Origin of the sequence: Ruminococcus sp. CAG:330 (assembly GCF_000437175.1) — a bacterium.
GTDB lineage: Bacteria > Bacillota > Clostridia > Oscillospirales > Ruminococcaceae > Ruminococcus_C.
In genome coordinates this window covers 1-3123 of record NZ_FR898038.1, presented here as the reverse complement: position 1 = coordinate 3123, position 3123 = coordinate 1, and the positions used below count along the sequence as shown (strand labels likewise).

The window sequence follows — 3123 nt, the reverse complement described above, 5'->3', positions numbered from 1 at the left end:
AGAAGTAGTACAGGATGCCGTACACCATGGAGGCGGCTGTGCCGTAGAGAATGACGGGACCGGCAATGGTGAAAATCTTCGTGCCGATCCCCAGAATCCAGCCCTCGGTGCGTGCCTCGATGGCGGAGGATACCACGCCGTTGGCAAAGCCGGTGATGGGCACCAGCGTGCCTGCGCCGGCGTGCTTGCCCAGTTTGGCGTACCAGCCCAGACCGGTGCAGACGGCGCTGACGGCAACCAGCCCGATGGAGATCCATGCGGAGGCGGTTTTCTGTTCCACCCCGCAAAATTCGGTGAGGATGTGGATGCCGGCTTCGCCAATGGCGCAGATGAGTCCGCCGATGAGAAAGGCGAGGGGGATGTTTTTCCACGCCTTGGATTTCGGGGCGGTCTGATCCTGCATGGTTTGATAGAGTTCACGGCTGATGTTCAATGCGATCACCTCAATTCAAAATGCGTGTCTGTTTCGGGCACGCATTTATTGTTGCGCAGAAAGCCGGATTTATGCGGGGAATTGATACACGATAAGGGAAAATCCTAACGACAAATATCAAAAACCATCGTGCGGAAACAGAGCGATTTTGTAATTGTTGCCCCATAAGGCTGATCCAACTGAGCACAGTTGGCGAGGAGTTCTTAGAGGGCACGTCCCTCTAAGTCGCTGTCCGCAGACAGCGAAATTCCCTGCGCCATGCTTTTGGCGCACGGGGAAGGTGGGTGAGAAAAGCGACAGCTTTTCGAGGGCGGAGCGAACAAGACCGCTCCGCCCTTGTGTGCCGTTTGCAGTTCTTTGATTTTGGAAACGTTCCGGTGGAACGTTTTCAACGGGATGTACCTTGACATAAACCGGCGGACACGGCACGCCGTGTCCCTACAAATCGTTTGAGAAGACATGCCTCCCCTGAAAGGGGAGGTGGGCGGCGAAGCCGCTCGGAGGGGTTCTCTCGTAAAATCTTTTCACAGGTAGAGACCCCTCAGTCAGTGCTACGCACTGCCAGCTCTTACTGAGCGGTCCCTTTTGTCACTTCGTGACATTTCCCCATTCCATGGGGAATCACCCCTTTCAGGGGAGCCTAATTTTTCATATCTTTTTGTCATGTAAAATTACAGCACCTCACACATGCATAAACCCCCGCCCCCGTGGCACACTACCAGCGAGGTGATTCTATGATTCATGCAAGAGCACGTGCGGTATTTCAATTCCCCCATCCGCCCCGCATCATCAGCTACGCTTCCGTCGTCGGGCAGAAAGAGGGCGAGGGACCGTTCGGCAGCTGTTTCGACCACGTGGAGGAGGACGCACACTTCGGGCAAAAGACCTGGGAGCAGGCGGAGAGCGCCCTCCAGCAGCAGACTGTCCGTCTGGCGCTGAAAAAGTGCGCCCTCACCGATGGGGACATCAGCTGCATCTGTGCCGGCGATCTCATCAACCAGTGTACCGGTTCTACCTACGGGCTGCGGCCGCTGGAGATCCCCTTTCTGGGCATCTACGGCGCATGTTCCACCATGGCGGAGGGACTGCTGACGGCTTCCCTGCTGGCATCCGCCGGCATCGGCGAATATACGGCAGCTGTGACCTCCTCCCATTTCTCCACCGCAGAACGGCAGTTCCGCTTTCCTCTCGCCTATGGCGGACAGCGCCCGCCCACGGCACAGTGGACGTGCACCGCATCGGGTGCCGTGATCTTACAACAGCCGGACGGCGTGCCCGACGGAATCTGCGTCACAGGCGGATGCATTGGGAAAATCGTCGATCTTGGCGTGACCGATGCCAGCAATATGGGCGCTGCCATGGCGCCGGCTGCCGCAGACACCATTGTCCGCTATTTACAGGGCACGGGAACACAGCCCTCCGCCTATGATGCCATCGTCACCGGCGATCTGGGGCTGATCGGCAGCGAGCTGCTGTGCGATCTGGTGATGAAACAGGGCTATGACATCACCAGGGTGCACCGGGACTGCGGTGCCATGATGTTTGACCCCAGGACGCAGGACACCCACGCCGGCGGTTCCGGCTGCGGATGCAGCGCAAGCCTGCTGTGCGGCCACTTCCTGCCGGCGCTGCAAACCGGCGCAATGCGTCAGATCCTGTTCGCTGCCACGGGGGCGCTGATGTCCCCCACGGCATCTCAGCAGGGCGAGAGCATTCCGGGCATCTCCCATTTGGTAGAGATAACTCTGTTGCAACGATAGATGATAAATAAGGAGTGAAAGACATGGGAATGGATTTGCTGTGGGCATTTCTGGTGGGCGGTGCGCTGTGCGCCGTGGGACAGGTGCTCATCGATTATACGAAGCTGACGCCGGCACGAATCCTCACGGCATATGTGGTGGCAGGCGTGGTGCTCTCGGCGGTGGGGCTTTATCCAAAGCTGGTGGAGTTTGCCGGCGGCGGTGCAAGCGTGCCCCTGACCGGATTCGGGAATCTGCTGGCGGAGGGCGTGCGGGAGTCCGTGGACGAAAAGGGGCTGCTGGGCGTGTTCATGGGCGGTCTGACCGCCTCTTCTGCCGGTATCACGGCGGCAATGGTGTTCGGCGTGGTCTGCGCCGCCATTTTTCCGCCAAAACAGAAATAGCGCCCGGATTTGTGCAAGTTTTCTTGAAAACAGCAAAAAAGCAGCGCTCTGCCTGTGCACATCTACAAATTTCGAAAAAGCGCTTGACTTTTGGTTCTATTTGTAGTATACTATCATAGTCGCAGGAATTGTAGAAATCGCCGGAAATGGCGGTTTTGAAGCTGCTTTTCATGTGGCGGCATAGCTCAGTTGGCTAGAGTACTCGGTTCATACCCGATTGGTCGCTGGTTCGAATCCTGCTGCCGCTACCATTTCGGCCCGTTGGTCAAGAGGTTAAGACACCGCCCTTTCACGGCGGAATCATGGGTTCAATTCCCGTACGGGTCACCAGATTCAAATGCTCGGAAGCATAGGCTTTCGGGCATTTTTTCGTTTTGCGGGGTTCGATGCGGAGAAAGGACACGGTGCGCCGTGTCCCTTTTTGTTTGGGAACGCATCGGGCAGGAACAGAACGCCCTATCAGGCTGTACAAAAAGCATCGTGCAGGAACAAAATGATTCCAGAACCGTTGCCCCGAAAAGGCTGCTCCAGCTGAGCGCAGCTGGCG

At 57.3% G+C, this 3123-nt stretch carries 3 protein-coding genes and 2 tRNA genes; 4 read left to right on the top strand and 1 reads right to left on the bottom strand.

Translation table 11 applies throughout. The annotated features are described in order from the left end of the window. The coding region (locus tag QZL66_RS04595; protein WP_293601856.1) for a SpoVA/SpoVAEb family sporulation membrane protein at positions 1–433 on the bottom strand (433 nt) is incomplete at its 3' end. A 734-nt stretch (positions 434–1167) separates the two neighbouring features. On the opposite strand from QZL66_RS04595, the gene QZL66_RS04590 reads away from it, so the two are divergent. The 4 genes from QZL66_RS04590 (at position 1168) to QZL66_RS04575 (ending at position 2906) form a co-directional block, all read left to right on the top strand. Continuing rightward, on the top strand, positions 1168–2193 hold the full coding sequence (locus tag QZL66_RS04590) for a stage V sporulation protein AD (protein WP_022410568.1): 1026 nt from the start codon (positions 1168–1170) through the stop codon (positions 2191–2193). Positions 2194–2222: 29 nt separating this feature from the next. After that, positions 2223–2576 (top strand): stage V sporulation protein AE, encoded by a 354-nt coding sequence (gene spoVAE / locus QZL66_RS04585; RefSeq protein ID WP_226944240.1) that lies wholly within the window; start codon positions 2223–2225, stop codon positions 2574–2576. A gap of 174 nt (positions 2577–2750) precedes the next feature. Continuing rightward, positions 2751–2827 (top strand) — tRNA-Met (locus tag QZL66_RS04580). 4 nt (positions 2828–2831) lie between these two features. Beyond that, positions 2832–2906: transfer RNA gene (locus tag QZL66_RS04575), tRNA-Glu, on the top strand. Positions 2907–3123: the final 217 nt, after the last annotated feature.